Here is a 16,536-nt window from a genome sequence, read left to right on the forward strand (position 1 = left end):
GCCGGGGCGACCCTCCGACTCCGTGGTGGACGCGACGCGCGCCCGGAGGTCCGCGAAGTCGGCGCTGGCGGGGTCGAACGCTGACACGGCCGCGTCCAAGTCGTCCACGGAGTGACCGCCGATACCGCCGACTTCGACCGCGAGCCATCTCGAAGCGGCGTCGTCGGCCGCGTCGAAGGCGTCGCTGCCGGCCGCGGCGACGACGAAGCCGAGGTCGAACGAACCGAGCGAGTCGGGGGCCGTCTCAGCGACCGTTGCGTCGATGTCGGCGCACGCCGCGCGAATCGATTCGGCGGCGGGACCGCTCCCGACGAGTCCAATGTTCATGCGCGCGACGAGGTGCGGCGGCGGGAAAAATCGAGGGGGTCGCGGTCGGTTACGCGTCGAGCAGTTTCTGAGCCTCGTCGGCCAGTTCGTCCACGCTGGCGGCGACGAGTGCGTCCGCGCCGAGCTTCAGGCGGAGCCGCGGGCGACCGACGTCGATGGGTACTTTCTCGGTGTCGATGAGGCCGAGTTCTTCGAGCTTCGTTTTCGTCCGGGAGAAGGTCGCCTTGCTGGCGATACCCACGTCTTCGCCCCACTTCGAGATGTCGTAGAGGAGAACCTCGTTGCGGGCGGCGACAAGAAGCGAGATAGTCACCTCGTCAAGGCCGTCGCCGTCGCCGCGAGCCGACGACAGCGAAGCGAGCACGGCGTCGAAGTCGGCGAGCGTCTCTTCGCCGATATCCTCACCGAGCGTTTCGCGGACGCGCGAGAGCGGCGGGGTCCGGAGCTTGAACTCGGGTGCATCCGCCCAGTGGGCCTGATGGGCCTCGAACGCCGTCTCGACGAACGCCTCGTCGTCGGTGACGAGGCCGGCGACCTTGTCACCGGCGGCAACGAGCGCGACGACCGAGTTCGGCGTGACGAACAGCGTGTTCTCGACTTCGTCGTCGGCGGTCCGCATCGAGAGCACGCCGTCGGCGACGAGGTTCGCGGCGTTCGCGGCGACGATGAAGTCGTCGAGCACGTCCTTCAGGACGCTCTCGTCGGCGACGAGACGGATTTCCGGCAGGTCGCCGTCGATGTCGGTCGCCACGGCGACGAGTCCCTCGATGACCTCGGCGGTCGGGTTCGCGACCAACACCTCGTCTTCCGACGAGGAGAGGACGGACTCGATGATGTCTCCTACCCCCTCAGCGAGTAGATTAGAACGAATAGCCATAGCTTGAATATCGCCAGTAATATATTTAATATTAACGCAAGACGACCGGCAGAACGTATTCGAAATCGAGTTGTACCAACGCTGTATCGCGCGAATTGAGCATTTCGTTTCAGAAATTTTACTCCTACCGATGAGCGGGAAAATCGAGGGCGAACCGGGAGCCCTGTCCGTCCGGGAGTTGTCGCCCACGGTGGTCGGCCTCGGCAGTCAGTTCGGCTCGGGGACACGTCGGAGACGTTCGGTATCGCGCGTTCGTGTATCTGTTCACGATAGCACAACACAGAATATACACGGGTGTGCAACACAACACCGGCAGGCGTAGCCAAATGGGACACATTTATGCCGTAATTGGACCCGATACTACGTATGGACTACAGCCACGTCCGCGACGTCGACCCCGCCGTGGCAGACGCCCTCGACGGCGAGGTCGAACGCCAGCGCGACACGCTCGCGATGATCGCCTCGGAGAACCACGTCAGCGAAGCGGTCCTCGAAGCGCAGGGGAGCGCGCTGACGAACAAGTACGCCGAAGGCTATCCCGGCAAGCGCTACTACGCTGGCTGTGAGTACGCCGACGACGTGGAGAACCTCGCCGTCGAGCGCGCGAAGGAACTCTGGGGCGCAGAGCACGTCAACGTCCAGCCCCACTCCGGCACGCAGGCCAACATGGGCGTCTACCTCGCCATGCTCGAACCCGGCGACAAGATTCTCTCGCTCGACCTGACCCACGGCGGCCACTTGAGCCACGGCCACCCCGCGAACTTCACGGGCAAGCTCTACGACGTCGAACAGTACGAAGTCGACGCCGAAAGCGGTTACATCGACTACGACCAGCTCGCGGAGAAGGCCGCGGAGTTCGAGCCGGACATCATCGTCTCCGGCTACTCCGCGTACCCGCGCGCCGTCGAGTGGGAGACGATTCAGGAGGTCGCCGACGACGTGGACGCGCTCCATCTCGCCGACATCGCCCACATCACGGGCCTCGTCGCCGCCGGCGTCCACCCCTCGCCGGTCGGCGTCGCCGACTTCGTCACCGGCTCGACCCACAAGACCATCCGCGCCGGCCGCGGCGGCATCATCATGTGCGACGAGGAGTACGCCTCCGACATCGACAGTGCCGTGTTCCCCGGCGCGCAGGGCGGTCCCCTCATGCACAACATCGCCGGCAAGGCCGTCGGCTTCAAGGAAGCGCTCCAGCCCGAGTTCGAGGAGTACGCTCAGCAGGTCGTCGACAACGCGAAGGTGCTCGCCGAGACGTTCCAGGACCACGGTCTCAGCGTCGTCTCCGGCGGCACCGACACGCATCTCGTGCTCGTTGACCTCCGCGACTCGCATCCCGATCTCACCGGCGGCACCGCCGAGGAGGCCCTCGAATCGACGGGTATCGTGCTGAACGCGAACACCGTCCCCGGCGAGACGCGCTCGGCGTTCAACCCCAGCGGTATCCGCGCCGGCACGCCCGGGCTCACCACCCGCGGTTTCGGCGAAGACGAGATTCGCGAAGTCGGCGAACTCATCGTGAAGGTCGTCGACGCCCCCGAGGACGACGACGTGCTCGCGGAAGTCTCCGAGCGCGTGCAGGAACTCTGCGACGCGAACCCGCTGTACGAGTAAGGGTCCAGACGGGGCTATCACGGTCCCGCTCGCCCGGTTCTCAAACCCCTCTCCCAAGTAACACTATTAGCCGCGCCGCCGTATCGCCACTCGACATGGCTCCGATTCGTCGGCTCGTTCTCGACGTGTTGAAACCCCACTCGCCGTCGACGGTTGAGTTCGCCCGCGAGGTCGCCGACGCGGCCGGCGTGGCCGGCGTGAACGCGACCCTCCTCGAAACCGACCGCGAGGTCCAGAACCTCAGACTCGTCGTGGAGGGCGAGGCCGTCGACGACGACGAGGTGGAACGACGGATTCGCGACCTCGGCGGGACGGTCCACTCCGTCGACGAAGTGGTTGCGGGCGAGACGCTGGTTGCGTACCGGGACCAGCCGCAGGACCCGTCGTCGTCGTGATGTCGGCTCGTCTCGCTTCGCTCCTGCGCGACGACCGCGTCCGCGCCATCTCCCGCCGGTACTTCGTCTCGAACGGCTTCGACGGGGCGCTGACCTGCATCGGTCTCGTCATCGGCACGTACCTCACCGGCGTCACGGAGGGGCTGACGGTCGTGAAAATCGGCGTCGGCGCGGCGGTGGGCCTGACCACCTCCGGCGTCTGGAGCGTCTGGGAGATAGAGCGCGCCGAGAAGCGAGCCGAGTTGGGCCGCATCGAAGAGGCCATGCTAACCGACCTCGGCGGGACCGCGGTCGAACGCGACAAGGTCGCGGCGCGAGGAATCAACGCGGCCGCCAGCGGACTCGGCCCGTTGGTCGGCATCGTCGTACCACTGCTTCCGTTTCTCGCGGTTGGCACGCTGCTGTCGATGGCGTGGGCGACGCTCGCCTCGGTCAGCCTCGGGACGGGCATCCTCTTTTCGTTCGGCGCGTACATGGGGTCGATATCGGACCAGCGATGGTACGTCGCCGGCCTGCGGATGGCGCTCGCGGGCGTCGCGGTGGCCGCCGTGAACCTGCTGTTCGGGTGACTGTTTTAGCCATCTTCGTGCATATTTTGACCTCCTTGAAGCCCAGAATACGCACGAATCCGAATCCTTGAAATGGTCGGGGTGCGCTGTCTGAGACAATGACGACCATCATCGACGGCAACGCCGTCGCCGAAGAGATTCGAGACGGGTTGGCCGACGCCATCGACGCGCTCGACGAGGCCGGTGTGAAGCCGGGTCTCGCCACCGTGCTGATGAGCGACGACCCCGCCAGCGAAACGTACGTCTCGATGAAGCAGCGCGACTGCGAGGAGGTCGGCATCGAGGCGTTCGACTACGAACTCGACCCCGAGACGCCCGCCGACGAACTCTACTCGCTCGTCGACGACCTCAACGACGACGACGAGGTCCACGGTATCCTCGTCCAGATGCCCGTCCCCGACCACGTCGACGACCGGACGGTCCTCCGCCGTATCGACCCCGCCAAGGACGTGGACGGCTTCCACCCCGAGAACGTTGGCCGCCTCGTCGCCGGCGACGCCCGCTTCAAACCCTGTACGCCCCACGGCGTCCAGAAGCTTCTCGCCGCCGCCGACGTGGAGACCGAAGGCGCTGACGTGGTCGTCGTCGGCCGCTCGGACATCGTCGGCAAGCCGATGGCGAACCTGCTCATCCAGAAGGCCGAAGGCGGCAACGCCACGGTCACGGTCTGCCACTCGCGCACCGACGACCTCGCCGCGAAGACCCGCGAGGCCGACATCGTCGTCGCGGCCGCGGGCGTCCCCGAACTCGTCACCGGCGACATGCTCTCCGAGGGCGTCGTCGTCATCGACGTGGGTGTCAACCGCGTCGACGCGGACAACGAGAAGGGCTACGAACTCGTCGGCGACGTCGAGTTCGACTCCGCGAAGGAGAAGGCCAGCGCCATCACGCCCGTCCCCGGCGGCGTCGGCCCGATGACCCGCGCGATGCTCCTCTGGAACACCGTGAAGGCCGCCGCCGAGGCCGAGGGCATCGACGTGGACCTCCCCTGAATCGGGTCGAGAACCGTGAGTCCCCCGTCAGACGCCGACATCGACGGCGAGTGGACGTACGACGTGGACGGCGTCATCCGGCGTCGGAACCGCCACGACCTCGACGCCGAGGCGTTCTCCCGCGCCGTCGAGCGCATCGAGGGCGGCCTCGACTGGGGCGTCGGCGCGCTCTGCGAGCGCGACGGTGCGGTGCTTCTCGTCCGACAGGACGGCCAGTGGGTCCTCCCCGGCGGCGGCGTCGAAGCCGGCGAGACGAGACGGGAGGCGTTGGTCCGCGAGGTCGCCGAGGAGACCGGCCTCGACGCCGACGTGGGCGCGCTTCGAGTCGTCACGGAGCAGTCGTTTCACCACGGCGACGACGCCGCGAGCTTTCGGTTCGCGATTTACGAGGCGACCGTCGCGGGAGACCTCACCGACGACCCCGGTCTCGAAGACGAGGCCATCGCCGACGTGGCGTGGTTTGAGACGCTCCCCGACGACACGCTGGACCGCGGGCTGATTCGGTTTCTTCTCGGGCGCTGACGCCCGTTCGACAGCGGTCTTTTCTCACTCGTGAGTCGCCACGAGTAGTCGGTCGTTGTCCCGCCGGACGCAAAAGCGGGTGTCGGCGTCCACGTCGAAGCTGTGCGCGTCCCGGTCGGAGATGAGCAGTTGCGAGAAGTCGTCACTGCAGGCCGGACAGGCCACGCCGTCGCGGTTCTCGACGAGCATCGTGTCGCCGTCGTCGCGGAGCAGTTTCACCCGGTGGCGCACCTCGTGGATGTCGAATCCGGCAGTCATCGTCAGCGAAGGGTCGCCACGAGGCAAAAACGTTCGGTGAGCGCGGTGGTCGGGCGGCCTCAGAACAGCGCCGCGAGCGTGTCGCGGGCCGACGCGAGCGCGTCGAGGTCGTCGTCGACGAGCGCGGTGTGTAGCTCGCGGGCGGCCTCGACGAGCGCCTCGGACTCCGCAAGCGAGACGGCCCCGTCGAGTGCCTCGACGCGCTTGCGGTGGTTCGAGAGGGTTTCGAGCGTCGTCCTGACCTCGGGGTTCGGGTTGTCGTCGAGCCACGTCGAGAGGTCGCGGCAGTAGGCGTCGATGGCCTCGGCGTAGGCGAGGCCGCGGGCGTCGGCCATCGAGTCGGGCACGGCGTCGGGGTCGGGGCGCTCTCCCTCGTCGGCGCGTCGGAGCAGGGTGATGACGTAGAGTTGTTCGTCGTCCGTGGGGCGGTTCGACCGGGCGACCACGTCGACCGCGTGGAGCAGTTCGTGAGCCGCCAGCGGGGTGTCACCGAGGGGGAGTAGTTCGCCCCCATAGATGTAGCCCGTCTGCCGGATGTAGTCGCGGAGGTCGGACTTCAACGCCGGGGCGGCGTCGCGAAGCGACCCGTCGCCGACGGCCGACCGGTGCGCCGAGAGGTCGAGGTCGACCTGCATGGCGGTGTGACGTTCCCTGTCGCCGACGCCGACGCTCCGGAGGCTCCCGCACTGCGGGCACGATACGCTTCCCGTCTCGTAGTACGACCATCGGTGGTCGCACTCTTTGCACTCGCGCTCGCCGCGTATCTCCATGCGACTGGGTTCGCCCCGACGGCGCAAAAGCACGGCGACCCGGCGCGGGGGAGTCTGGCACGAAGCGAGTCGCCCCCGCCGCGGTCGGTCGCTACCCGAGCGACCGCCGGGCTACATAGGTCCGGCGACCCACCATCGACGTATGCGAAGCGAATCCGAGGTCCGAGAGCAGTACGAGTTCCTGAAGGACGAACTCGACTCCGAAGAGATGCGACACGAGGGGGTCAGAAAGCTCATGACGCACTACAAGCGGGCGCTCGGCTGGGTGCTGGAAGAGGAACACATGTGATTACAGTAACATAAATCTTTTAGCAGGCTGGAACCGCATCGTTTCCGGAATTCGGCGCGTGCGTGCCACTCAGACGGACTGTTTGCCGCGTTGTCAATGTTTGGCACGCGTCGTTATCTTTAAGTAAAACCGAACAGTAGCCGATAGTGACGCTTCGCTTTGGAGGGCCGAAGCGTCAGCGGGGACCAATTCAGGGCGGCATGCCGTGCCGGAGATTTCCGGCACGGCTTGCTTTCCTTCTGCACGAAGCTACGACCCACGAGCGACTGTTCCACCCGCGCTTCGTTCGAGTGCATCCGAGTTCCGACCCCGACCGTTCTCGGTGTCATCCGACTCGTCAACTCGACCGTATCACACAAGCTAGGTGTTCGACCCGCCGCCGGCTGCTCCGAGAGAGTGGTGACGCTGTCACCTCGTCTCGGATTTCTGTTTTGGATAGTCGAGGAGTTGTCCATTGATAACAATTAACAATCTGCTCGCTTAATTTGCCCGAGCCGTCCAGTTGTGGACATATCCGGACATCGAAACGGCAACTTCGGAAAATTAGTAATTTGGACTACATGATTGCTGGCGGAGTATCTCGGAGACTAGCGGGTTTTCGAGGGAGAATCGTCGGTCGAGGCCGATATGCTTATCTGAATTAGACAGTAACATACGAGTCGAATTTACCGATGTACGACCTGACAGGATTCCAGCGAGACCTGCTGTACGTCATCGCGGGTCTCGAAGAGCCGCACGGACTCGCCATCAAAGAAGAACTCGAAGCCTACTACGAAAAGGAGATTCACCACGGGCGGCTCTACCCCAACCTCGACACGCTCGTCGAGAAGGGGCTGGTCGACAAGGGCCAGCGCGACCGCCGGACCAACTACTACACGCTCACCCGCCGCGGTCGCCGCGAGATAAAGGCCCGCGACGAGTGGGAAGCGGAGTACGTCCCCGAAGACTTCGAAGCGTGAGCGGGCGACTCGGACTACCCGTCCACGCCGGCGTCGGACGGCGACCGTGAGTCACGACTCGATTTCTCGTCTCGGTCGGTAAACGTCTCTAGCTCGTCCGATTCGCTCTCTCCCGGCTGGTCGGTCGCGGCTGTTTCTCGCGGTGCGTCGTCCGCCTCGTCGACGGTCAACTCGTCGACTGGCGGGCCGTCGACCAGATATGCGGGGTCGACCATGTACGGCCGAATCGGCTTCCCCGCCAAGAGCTCCGGCAGAACGAGCCGGACGAAATTCACGAACAGCACGAGTATCATCGGCATGAGGAAGATGCCGTACCAGCCGAACAGGAGCGGACCGAACGTGTAGGCGAGCATCACGGCCCCGACGTGGAGGCTCCGTCCGGAGACGTACGGCCGGAGTACGAGGTCGGGAATCGTATCCACGATGACGAACGAGACGGCAGCGAAAAGCAGGACGAACCAGAACCCGGGGGGGTTGGCAATCGTCGCTTCGAGAGCCATGTAGGCCGCGACGGGGACGTAGACGAGCTTCATCCCGACGACGGGAATGAGGCTCGCGACCCCAGCGAGCAGGCCGATAAGCGCCGGTGCGGGGATGTGGACGCCCACGGGCGCAATGACGTTCAAAAGCGAGTACGCGATGACGCCGATGGTGCCCGTGAGGATGGCGTTCAGGATGTTGCCGAAGAAGATGTTGTTGAAATCGCGGTCCACGCCGCGCATGTAGGCCTCGAGGATGCCGTGGTCGTCGGCGAACATCGACTGGCCCCACCGGCGGAGTCGGTGGCCGTCGCGGAGGAGGTAGAACGCGAACGCGATCATGACGAACAGGTGAATCGCGCCGATACCGAGGAACGCGAATGTGTTGGCGGCGACGCTCAGCGAATCGAACACCGAGCTAATCGCCTCGGGCGTCAACACCGACCGGAAGTCGTACTCCAACAGCGCCTGCGGGCTGGCGATTCCCTCCAACAGCGTGGGGTCGATGCCGTAGGCTTCGAGGTCGATGGGTACCTCGTCGGAGGAGAGTTGGTCGGCGTATTTCAGGAACTCGCGGAGGGCGATGGTCGCGGCGTAGGCGACGAGTCCGAGCGCGGGGAGCGCGAGGGCGAAAAGCGCCACAGCCGCCGCGAGGCTCGGAGGCTTTACCCGCCTCCGAATCCGCCGGTAGATGGGCCGCGTAGCGTAGTAGATGAAGAGACCGAAGACGAACGTCCCGATGAAAGAGTAGACGACGTAGGCGAGCGCGCCCGCGAGGACCAACGCGAGCGCCCACCACATCGCCCGGGAGCGCTGAATGTCACGGAGAGCCATACCCAACCACGGACGCGGAGGCGTCAAAAGCCTATCGCGGGAGCGACAGGTCACGACGCGCTACCGTCACGTTCGGTCGCCGAACCCTTCCGTTCGCGGGGTGAAACCGACAGACTGGACCGCTTCCCGGCTGATATTGCACCATTAATAACGAATATCTTAACACACGGGTCTTCGTACCGAGGCGCATGGACCGAGAGACGGCGGTGCCACGCGTCGATTCGATGCCCGGCGAGAAAGCGCGCGAGTGGGTGGAGTACCATCACGAACACGCCGCGCCGAGCACGTACGTCTACGACTTCGTCTGGGACATCACGGCTGAGTCCGAAGGGCCCTTCTGCACCGACGTCGACGGTAACGTCCTCCTCGATTTCACGAGCCACGTCGCGGCCGCCCCGCTCGGCTACAACAACCCGAAGCTCATGGACCGCATGGCCGAGTTCGACCTCGTCGACCCGACGAAAATCGCCGGCCAGGACTTCTACGTCAGCGATGGCTCCGCACCCGGCGAGGAGCGGCTTCCCGGCCCCGCCGCGCTCATGGACAAACTGACCGACCTCACGAGCCACTACGGGATGGACACGGTGTTCCTGTCGAACTCCGGAGCCGAGGCCGTCGAGAACGCCATCAAAATCGCCTACGACCACGCCGACGGCGCGAAGTATGGCGTCACCTTCGAGGGCGCGTTCCACGGCCGCACTCTCGGTGCGCTCTCGCTCAACCGCTCGAAGTCGGTCTACCGCCGCAAGTTCCCCGAGATTTCGGGCGTCCTCGACGTGCCGTTCTGCGACGACCGGACCTGCTCGCCCGAGACGTGTTCCTGCGGCTTCTTCCCCGACGCCGGCGCCGCCGTCTCCAAACTCCGACAGAAGCTCCACCCGAAGAAGGGCCACATCGACGCTGACGAGGTCGCCTACGTCATCGTCGAACCGATACAGGGCGAGGGCGGCTACCGCTTCCCGTCGGACGCCTTCGCCGAGGAACTCGCCGCCGTCGTCGACGACTACGACCTGACGCTCATCGCCGACGAGATTCAGACCGGCGTCGGCCGCACCGGCGAGATGTGGGGCTCCGACCACTACCCGCTTGAGCCCGACATCATCACCGGCGCGAAGGGCCTCCGCGTCGGCGCGACTATCTCGAACGACGAGATATTCCCCGACGAGACCTCGCGGCTCTCCTCGACGTGGGGCGCGGGCGACATCGTCTCGTCGATGCAGGGCGTGTTCACGCTCGAAGCCATCGAGGAGTACGACCTGCTCGACAACGCCGTCGCCCGCGGCCGGCAGTTCATCGAGCGGATGCGCGACGACGCGCCCGACACCGTCGTGGACGTGCGCGGCAAGGGCCTGCTTCTCGGCGTCGAGTTCGACACCAAAGAACGCCGCGACGCCGTGCAGGAAGCCGCCCTCAAGCGCGGCCTCCTGACCCTCTCGTGCGGCTACAAGGTGCTCCGAATCCTCCCGCCGCTCGACGTGACCGCCCGCGAAATCGACCTCGGCGCGACGATGCTGCTGGACGCTATCGAGGACGTGTCGTAGGCCGACACACGCGGTTTTAGCCGTCCGTTTCGACTCGGAGTAGTGGGTCGACGACATCACCGAGGTTGCGCATCATCCCGGCACCGACGAGGTAGTACACCGCCGATTCGACGCGCTCTTTCCACGCGGGCCCGTCGCCGATTTCGAGGCCCACGTCGCCGCCGCGGATAATGCTCGCCACCTCGTTCGCGACGACGCCCGAGAAATTCGAGTCGTATTCGTCGCGTGTCGCCCGAAAGTTGCGCATCGCACGGCGTTTCGCCTGGAACGACCGTCCGGAGTCGTAGTCGGTATCGCCGGGGTCCACGTCGAGGGCGTCGAGCGCGAAGTCGTGGGCCCGTCGCGCGAGGAGGGCCTGACCGGTCTTCACGACGCGAAAGACCGTCAGGTCTCGTCGGAGGTCGTCGACGTAGAATCTGAAGTCGTTGTCGAAACAGAGCGTGTACAACTCCCAGCGGGCAGCACCGTAGGGCGACGACCGGTCGAGTTCGAGTTCGTCTTCGAGTTTCGTCCGCATCTGGTCACGTCTCGGGAACCGGTCGGTTTCGGCGAGGAGGCCGAGAAGCGCGTCGTCCAGTCGCTCGCGATGCGGCTGTGGGTCGTCTCCGAGACCCGAGCGATACTGCTCTCGGTAGTGTCGTGCGTTTTCGAGTCGTTGTTCCGCCTGCAACTGCGACCCCCAGGTGTTCGCGAGTCCGTGGGGCGAGTACTCGTCTACCGAGTCGGGGTCGCCGCCGACGGACGTCCCATTCCAGTTCGAACTGATTCGCACAAAGGCCAGTTGGCGTTCGATGGCGTAGAGATACCCGAGGTCACGGCCGGGGTCGGAGACACGGTACGCAGAGATGGAGTCCGCAACCGCGTCACTCGCCTCCCACAGTTCACGGCCGCGTTCGAGACGGGCATCCGGGTCCTCCTCTCCGAGTGCAATCTTCGCGTAACCGACGGCTTCGCCGGCGAACAGCATTCCGTAGGTTGCCGAGAAGAGACGGTCACGGGTGTCTCGTTCCTCTTTGGCGGATTCGAGGTGACCGCCCGCCGGCGACCCGCGAAGGTGAAACCGCATCTCCTCGTCCACCGAATTGTGGTCGATGCGCGAGCGGAGTTGCTTCGCCTGCTCGACGGTCTCTTCGAGTCGCCGCACCGCCGCGTCGGCGTGTTCGTCGCTCACCGGCGGCTGCCAGACGTAGTTGCTCGGCGGGTCGGGGTACATCGTCGTCAGCCAGTCCGTAATCGGGTCGGGGAGCCACGTCGGCCTGAACCAACCGATACCGCCGACCGCGCCCGCGCCGCCGACGAGGCCGAGGAGTTGGCGACGCGAGAGCGAGGAGCGTTCGTCGGAGGGAGGGTCGTCTGCGGGAGGGGCGTCGTCGGGGGACACACGCCGGAGTTCCGAATCAGCCCGTGTAAACGTGTCGGCGGGCTGTTGTCTCGATGCGAACGCGCCCTACGTCCAGCGGTCGAGGCCGGTCTGCGTGACCGACTCCTCAATGCGCTCGAAGCCGCGGCGGACCTCCTCGGGGTCGACCTCCCACGTCTCGGTGACGAACTCGCGGGCGGCGGCCACGTCCGGGTCGATGTCGGTGTCGTAGTCGTAGTCGTCGGTGACCGGCGGGTCCAAAAAGAACTCGCGCACCCGGTCGGCGTTGGGGATGGTGTCGCCGCGGGCTTCGAGGACTGACCAGAGGTCGCCGTGTTCCGTGACGACTTTCACGGCCGTCTTCGGGCCGATCCCCGTGATGCCCTCGTTGAAGTCGGTCCCGCAGAGCATGGCGATGTCGACGAGTTGCTCGTAGGTGATGTCGTGTTTGTCGAGCGTCGCGTCGAGGTCCATCAGCTCGGGGTTCCCCTTGCTCGTGAGCTGTCGGAGCGTGTAGGGCGCGCCGAACAGGAGTGTGTCGTAGTCCTCGCTGCCCACGTAGTCGGCGTCGCCCTTACGGGCCATGTAGGACGCCTGTGCCTCGCCCTCGGCGGGCGCTTCGACCACCGGCACGTCGAGCAGCGAGAGGAGTTCGCGGCTGGTGTCCTGAATCGTCTCGGTGAGCCGCTGAGTGCGCGCTTCCATCCGGGCGGCTTCGACCGCGTCGCCCGCCTCACGCGCCGCTTCGAGCCGCTCTTCGGCCTTCTCGCGCTTCTCGCGGCGCTTCGCCACCTCGTCGTCTTTCATCTCGGTGACGCCGCCATCGAAGACGAAGACGGGCGTCAGGTCGTGCTCGAAGAACTTGGGGAGTCCCTGGACGATGCCGACGAGGTTGGCGACCTCCTCGCCCTCGCTCGTCGTGTACTTCTCTGAACTCGTCCACTTGACCGTCGTCGTGAGATACCGGTACAGCCAGTTGTGGGCGTCGACGGCGACGACGCTCCCGGCCACCTCGTCGAACGACACCTCGGAGAGCGCGGCGAGCGTCCGCAGGTCTGCGTTTCCCATTTGCTCGGCCTTCGAGGGCCGAGGGTTTCAATCGTCCGAGTGAACGCCGTCGAGTTCGGGCGGTGCCGCGCCCTCGCGCGCCGCGAGGAACGATCGCTCCGGGTCGCCGAGGTCGCGGGCGCGGTAACGGTCGAGGCCGGACTGGTACGTCTCGCGGGAAACCGCCGCGGGCGCGCCGGCGGGGCGCTCAAGCACCAACTCGGCGACGCCCGTCTCGCGCCCCGTGAAGCCGAATCCGGCTTTGTGGCACGCCTCGTAGGCGAAGGGGTTGTTCGCGGCGATGCGGACCGTCTCGTAGCCGCGGTCGGCGGCGGCCTCGCAGGTCCGACGGAGGAGGTCGGGGCCGAGTCCGTCACCCCGGCGGTCCTGCCGAACCGTGACGTACCGGAGCCAGAGCGTCGTCGGGTCGGTCCGATCCTCGTTGAACGCGACGGCGGCGACCACGTCCTCGGCTACCGGCGGCAGGGAGTCGGGGCCGCCACTCGGCGCGGGCCGGTCGTCGTCGAGGGGCGGGAGCGGCTCGTCGGGGTCACGGAGCACCGTCTTTCCCGTCGCCGCGGTGACGAACTTCCCCGCGTAGGCGAACCGCCGGTAGTCGAGGCGGAGCCGCGGCCCGTCTTCGGGCCACCCGAGCAGGTCGAACTCCATGGCCGAGATGGGACCGCCGCGCGCAAGAACCTTCCCCGGCGGGAACGTGGAGTCGGGCATGCACGGCGCAGGCGACGTTCGGTTCTTCGACCGCTTCGCACCCGTCTACGACCTCGTGATGCCGCCCGCCGACCCCGGCGCGCTCGGCACGGCTCTCGACCGCGCCGACCGCCCCGTCGAGCGCGTCGTCGACATCGGCGGCGGCTCCGGGCGGGCGACCCTCGCGCTCGACGTTCCCGAACGAATTGTCCTCGACCGCTCGGCCGGGATGCTCCGCCGGGCGCGCGAACGGGGTCTCGACTGCGTCCGCGGCGACGCTCGAGGGCTTCCCTTCGCCGACGGCTCCCTCGACGCCGTGACCGTCGTCGACGCCTTCCACCACATGCCGAACCAGCGGGGCGTCGCCGAGGAGGTCTTCCGCGTCCTCGCGCCCGGCGGGGTGTTCGCCGTCAACGAGTTCGACCCCGAGACGCTCCTCGGCCGTGGGCTGGTCGCCGCCGAGCGGGTCGTCGGCTTCGGGTCCACGTTCGCTACGCCCGACGAACTCGTCCGGTTCCTCGAACGCGTCGGGTTCGATGCCGACGTGGTCGAACGGGGCTTCGAGTACACGGTGGTCGGAAAAAAGCGGGAAAGCCATTAGGGGGGCGACGAATCCTCGCCTATGGCAACCTCGACTTCGTTCTTAGAGGAGCGACTCGATGCCGGGGCGTTACCCATCGCCGTGGGCGACGTGCTCGCCATCTTCCTCCTCGTCACCGTCGGCGTGGTCCAGCACAACGGGGTGTCGTACCTCTCGGCCGACCCGGTCGGGTGGGTACTCACCGCGGTCCCGTTCCTCATCGGATGGCTCGTCACCGCCCCGCTGTTGGGCGCGTACTCGCCGGGCGCGGCCGAGTCGGCGAAGTCGGCCGTTCCGCTCGGCATTCGCTCGTGGCTCGCGGCGACCGTCATCGGCATGGCGATTCGCTGGACGCCGCTTTTCGAAGGCGGCGTCGAACTCACGTTCGTCGCGGTCATGCTGGTGCTCGGCTCCGTCGCGCTCGGGGTCTGGCGGACGTTGTACTTCAAACTCGTCTGAGGCGCGGAGACCGGACCGAATTCACCCGTCAAAAACTGTTTTTCGGCCGATTGACCGCTCTCAGGCGGGCGTCGGCCGCCGTCGCAACAGCGTCACGCCGAGAAGCGTCGCCGCCGCCGCGAACCCGGCGAGGACCACGAACAGCGCCGTCGAGTCGGCGACGGTGAGGATGTAGCCGGCGATGGCACCGCCGAGCGCGCCGACGCCGAACACGCCGAGATAGGTAAACCCGTACGAGAGTCCCCGTAGACCGGCGGGCGTGTACTCCGCGACGGTCGCCTGATAGAACGGCTGGACCATGAACAGGAAGAAGCCGAGGAGCGCACAGATGGCGAGGAGCGGGCCGACACCGAGGCTCGCCACGGGGAGAAAGGCGATGGCGATGACGGCGAGCGCGCCGAAGCCGGCGACGATGCCGCGTTCGGTCCTGATGCGGTCGGTGAGCTTGCCGCCGACGTACTGCCCGAAGACCCCGACCGTCAGGAGGCCGGCGTAGACGAACAGTTCCACGTCGAGCGTCGGCGCGCCCCCGGCCGACCCGGACGCGAGGGCGGCGGGCAGGAGTTCGGAGACCGGAATCGGCTCGATGCCGATGACGGAGCCGAGGAGGTCCGGCAGGAACGTCGTGACGCCGCGGTAGTACAGCCCCGAAAACATCACGAGCGCGAAGACGAGCGCGAACCCGCCGGCGAAGAGGTGCTTCGACTGCGAGACCAGTTCCGCGAACGAGGAGACGCCCGTGCCGGCCTTGCCGTCGCCCCCGGTGTCATCATCGTCGTCGGTGTCGCCCGTCTCACCGCCGTCGGTCGCGGCGACCGCTGCCTGCTCTTCGAAGTTGGCGCGGGTCGCGAGCGCGGCGGCCACGAGCGCCGGGAGCGCGAGCACGGCGGCGACGAGGTGCCAGTCGAAGAACAACAAGAGGAGCGCGGTGAGGAAGGGGCCGAAACCGATGCCGAGGTTCCCGGCGATGCCGTGGTAGGCGAAGCCGGTTCCGCGTTCCTCGACGCCGGTGCTGATGAGTCGGAGTCCGGCGGGGTGGTAGACGCTGGCCGCGGCACCCCAGACGACGAGCGCGAGGGCGACGACGACGAGGTTCGGCGACAGCGCAAGCAAGACGAACGACCCGGCCATGCCGAGGAGACAGGCGACGATGAGGCGCTTGGAGCCGACGCGGTCGACGAGGATGCCGCCGGGGAGCGCCCCGAGGCCGAACAGCGCGAAGCCGAGGCCGGTCATCACGCCCAACGAGGCGGTCGTGACGGGAACCGTCGCGAGGCCGAGGTCGATGCTCGCGAACTCCCCGAGCCAGATGGCCACGAAGATGGGGATGGACAGTTCGTACGTGTGGACCATCCCGTGGGCGAGCATCACCAACGCGACGATTGAGCGGTCGTTGCGGTTCACGTCTCCGGCCACGGCACCGACTCCCATAACCGTGTGGAGTTCCGGCAGACGACGCGAGCCACGGACCGACTGTTCGGGCGAGAGGCACAATCCACAGTATCGGATTTGTGATGTTCTCTTGGGAATACAGACCCTCCGCAGTCTTGCGATTATCGAGCCATAAGTTATGGAAAAGTTATCCGGAGGCCACAAAAACAGTATCAGTCATCTATGGGAAAGAACTATACCACTTACGTCCGTAGTATACTATATATTATGACCGGATATTACGACTACATTCTTGGGCTCATTCCGCTCACACTCCTCGGCATCACCGGCACGCTTACCGTCGCCGGGTTGCAGTTGACCACGGCAGTGCCGATGGCCGCGGGCATGGCCGCGCTCCTCACCGGCCACGCGCTCTTCGTGAACGGGCCCTCGTCGCCGTCCTCCGCCCACCTCGACGAACACACCGGTCCCAACGCCGCTGACGCGCCTTCTCCTTCGGTCCTCGACGCAGACTAACCCCCAACCCGCGCCCGTTCGGTCGGTTCGCCGGCCCGCAGGGTTTTG

At 66.3% G+C, this 16,536-nt stretch carries 19 protein-coding genes and 1 pseudogene; 11 read left to right on the top strand and 9 right to left on the bottom strand.

The features are described from left to right. Together NKF06_RS09335 and NKF06_RS09340 are read right to left on the bottom strand one after the other, a co-directional pair. Positions 1 to 327, bottom strand: a pseudogene (locus tag NKF06_RS09335) (bacteriocin biosynthesis protein SagD); the annotation flags it as partial. Positions 328 to 376: 49 nt separating this feature from the next. Beyond that, positions 377 to 1,204, bottom strand: coding sequence for a DUF5821 family protein (locus NKF06_RS09340; protein WP_253245218.1), 828 nt, complete (start codon positions 1,202 to 1,204; stop codon positions 377 to 379). A gap of 366 nt (positions 1,205 to 1,570) precedes the next feature. Here NKF06_RS09340 and glyA point away from each other — a divergent pair, with 366 nt between their 5' ends. The 5 genes from glyA (at position 1,571) to NKF06_RS09365 (ending at position 5,296) form a co-directional block, all read left to right on the top strand. Then, positions 1,571 to 2,818 (top strand): serine hydroxymethyltransferase, encoded by a 1,248-nt coding sequence (gene glyA, locus NKF06_RS09345; protein ID WP_058568956.1) that lies wholly within the window; start codon positions 1,571 to 1,573, stop codon positions 2,816 to 2,818. A gap of 95 nt (positions 2,819 to 2,913) precedes the next feature. After that, positions 2,914 to 3,213 (top strand): DUF211 domain-containing protein, encoded by a 300-nt coding sequence (locus NKF06_RS09350; protein ID WP_008094865.1) that lies wholly within the window; start codon positions 2,914 to 2,916, stop codon positions 3,211 to 3,213. Next, on the top strand, positions 3,213 to 3,782 hold the full coding sequence (locus NKF06_RS09355) for a VIT1/CCC1 transporter family protein (protein WP_253245219.1): 570 nt from the start codon (positions 3,213 to 3,215) through the stop codon (positions 3,780 to 3,782). Before NKF06_RS09350 ends, NKF06_RS09355 begins: the two co-directional genes overlap by 1 nt. A gap of 98 nt (positions 3,783 to 3,880) precedes the next feature. Next, a complete protein-coding gene (folD, locus tag NKF06_RS09360; RefSeq protein ID WP_188148621.1) occupies positions 3,881 to 4,774 on the top strand; it encodes a bifunctional methylenetetrahydrofolate dehydrogenase/methenyltetrahydrofolate cyclohydrolase FolD in 894 nt (297 codons plus the stop codon). A gap of 15 nt (positions 4,775 to 4,789) precedes the next feature. Further along, on the top strand, positions 4,790 to 5,296 hold the full coding sequence (locus NKF06_RS09365; RefSeq protein ID WP_058828249.1) for an NUDIX hydrolase: 507 nt from the start codon (positions 4,790 to 4,792) through the stop codon (positions 5,294 to 5,296). A 24-nt stretch (positions 5,297 to 5,320) separates the two neighbouring features. Here the strand turns inward: NKF06_RS09365 and NKF06_RS09370 are convergent, their stop codons facing one another. Continuing rightward, positions 5,321 to 5,554: a flagella cluster protein gene (locus NKF06_RS09370; RefSeq protein WP_253245220.1), complete on the bottom strand. Its 234-nt coding sequence runs from the start codon at positions 5,552 to 5,554 to the stop codon at positions 5,321 to 5,323. A 59-nt stretch (positions 5,555 to 5,613) separates the two neighbouring features. After that, a complete protein-coding gene (locus tag NKF06_RS09375; protein WP_253245221.1) occupies positions 5,614 to 6,324 on the bottom strand; it encodes a hypothetical protein in 711 nt (236 codons plus the stop codon). A 142-nt stretch (positions 6,325 to 6,466) separates the two neighbouring features. On the opposite strand from NKF06_RS09375, the gene NKF06_RS09380 reads away from it, so the two are divergent. Both NKF06_RS09380 and NKF06_RS09385 read left to right on the top strand, forming a co-directional pair. Beyond that, positions 6,467 to 6,613: a hypothetical protein gene (locus tag NKF06_RS09380; protein WP_004061251.1), complete on the top strand. Its 147-nt coding sequence runs from the start codon at positions 6,467 to 6,469 to the stop codon at positions 6,611 to 6,613. Between the two features lie 671 nt (positions 6,614 to 7,284). After that, positions 7,285 to 7,572: a PadR family transcriptional regulator gene (locus NKF06_RS09385; protein ID WP_004044685.1), complete on the top strand. Its 288-nt coding sequence runs from the start codon at positions 7,285 to 7,287 to the stop codon at positions 7,570 to 7,572. A 14-nt stretch (positions 7,573 to 7,586) separates the two neighbouring features. On the opposite strand, the gene NKF06_RS09390 is transcribed toward NKF06_RS09385, so the two are convergent. Next, positions 7,587 to 8,852, bottom strand: coding sequence for an AI-2E family transporter (locus tag NKF06_RS09390; RefSeq protein ID WP_253245238.1), 1,266 nt, complete (start codon positions 8,850 to 8,852; stop codon positions 7,587 to 7,589). Between the two features lie 221 nt (positions 8,853 to 9,073). Here NKF06_RS09390 and NKF06_RS09395 point away from each other — a divergent pair, with 221 nt between their 5' ends. Then, entirely contained in the window at positions 9,074 to 10,426 is a 1,353-nt protein-coding gene (locus NKF06_RS09395) for an aminotransferase class III-fold pyridoxal phosphate-dependent enzyme (protein WP_253245222.1), read from the top strand. A gap of 16 nt (positions 10,427 to 10,442) precedes the next feature. On the opposite strand, the gene NKF06_RS09400 is transcribed toward NKF06_RS09395, so the two are convergent. From NKF06_RS09400 to NKF06_RS09410, 3 genes are all read right to left on the bottom strand, one after another. After that, positions 10,443 to 11,807: a transcriptional initiation protein Tat gene (locus NKF06_RS09400; protein ID WP_253245223.1), complete on the bottom strand. Its 1,365-nt coding sequence runs from the start codon at positions 11,805 to 11,807 to the stop codon at positions 10,443 to 10,445. Positions 11,808 to 11,873: 66 nt separating this feature from the next. Then, a complete protein-coding gene (gene fen / locus NKF06_RS09405) occupies positions 11,874 to 12,854 on the bottom strand; it encodes a flap endonuclease-1 (protein WP_253245224.1) in 981 nt (326 codons plus the stop codon). Positions 12,855 to 12,881: 27 nt separating this feature from the next. After that, a complete protein-coding gene (locus NKF06_RS09410) occupies positions 12,882 to 13,502 on the bottom strand; it encodes a GNAT family N-acetyltransferase (protein ID WP_253245239.1) in 621 nt (206 codons plus the stop codon). Between the two features lie 58 nt (positions 13,503 to 13,560). Here NKF06_RS09410 and NKF06_RS09415 point away from each other — a divergent pair, with 58 nt between their 5' ends. Beyond that, the gene (locus NKF06_RS09415) at positions 13,561 to 14,142 is read left to right on the top strand and encodes a methyltransferase domain-containing protein (protein ID WP_253245225.1); all 582 of its coding nucleotides are present in this window, start codon (positions 13,561 to 13,563) and stop codon (positions 14,140 to 14,142) included. A 21-nt stretch (positions 14,143 to 14,163) separates the two neighbouring features. Then, positions 14,164 to 14,580, top strand: coding sequence for a DUF3054 domain-containing protein (locus NKF06_RS09420; RefSeq protein WP_058568944.1), 417 nt, complete (start codon positions 14,164 to 14,166; stop codon positions 14,578 to 14,580). 60 nt (positions 14,581 to 14,640) lie between these two features. Here the strand turns inward: NKF06_RS09420 and NKF06_RS09425 are convergent, their stop codons facing one another. Beyond that, a complete protein-coding gene (locus NKF06_RS09425; protein ID WP_253245226.1) occupies positions 14,641 to 16,011 on the bottom strand; it encodes an MFS transporter in 1,371 nt (456 codons plus the stop codon). A 228-nt stretch (positions 16,012 to 16,239) separates the two neighbouring features. Here NKF06_RS09425 and NKF06_RS09430 point away from each other — a divergent pair, with 228 nt between their 5' ends. After that, positions 16,240 to 16,488 carry a hypothetical protein gene (locus NKF06_RS09430; protein ID WP_253245227.1) on the top strand — a complete coding sequence of 83 codons (249 nt, stop codon included), beginning with the start codon at positions 16,240 to 16,242 and terminating at the stop codon, positions 16,486 to 16,488. Positions 16,489 to 16,536: the final 48 nt, after the last annotated feature.

Origin of the sequence: Haloferax sp. AB510 (genome assembly GCF_024136985.1) — an archaeon.
Classification (GTDB): Archaea; Halobacteriota; Halobacteria; order Halobacteriales; family Haloferacaceae; genus Haloferax.